This window comes from Aminobacter sp. P4_D5 (assembly GCF_056401815.1).
The window spans coordinates 1-632 of record NZ_JBFUIP010000914.1 but is presented as its reverse complement, the minus strand read 5'-3'; the positions used below and the strand labels follow the sequence as shown (position 1 = coordinate 632).

General features: G+C 61.5%; 1 pseudogene. It reads left to right on the top strand.

The window, feature by feature from the left end:
* Nucleotides 1-632: pseudogene (locus AC1DWF_RS35760) on the top strand (phage tail protein); the annotation flags it as partial.

Here is a 632-nt window from a genome sequence, read left to right as displayed (position 1 = left end):
CGCGCCAACCTCGACGTGATGATCGACATCACCGAAGTTGATCCATCCGACTACGACTGGGATAGCGGCGCGGACTTCCAAGAGCCCGTTGACGGTGCGGTTGGTCCTATCCGGCCACAGCCGCAGCCAATCATCGACTGGTTTGCCGAACCATCCAGTATCAAAGACGACGCTGGCCTCGACCGACGCCCGGCAATCCTACTGACGTGGGATAACACCGCAAGCCGCCTTGTTGACGTTGTCGGCATTGAGTTCGAAGTGCGCCTGGCGGCCGATCTTTCGCACGCATACGGCGGTCGCACCGACCAGCCGGAAACAGGCTCGCTCAAAATCAGCCAGGGGCTACTGCCCGACACCAACTATGGCGTTCGCRGTCGCTACCTGCCTGGCGGGGACCGGCCAACGCTTTTTTCGGACTGGCTGCCGGTTCGAACGCCTGACATTCGCATTGCCGATGTTGAGGTCGGGCTCGCCGCTCTTCGCGACGATGTCTACAAGCGCCTGCTTCAACTTGCCCAGGAATCCGACGAGTTCCGTGCTCGCCTCGAGCAGTTGGCGCTTGCGGCTTCCGATGCTGCTGGAGTGATCGTCGACGAGAACTCGGTTTCTGTCCGGTTCCGCAACGCCACGGC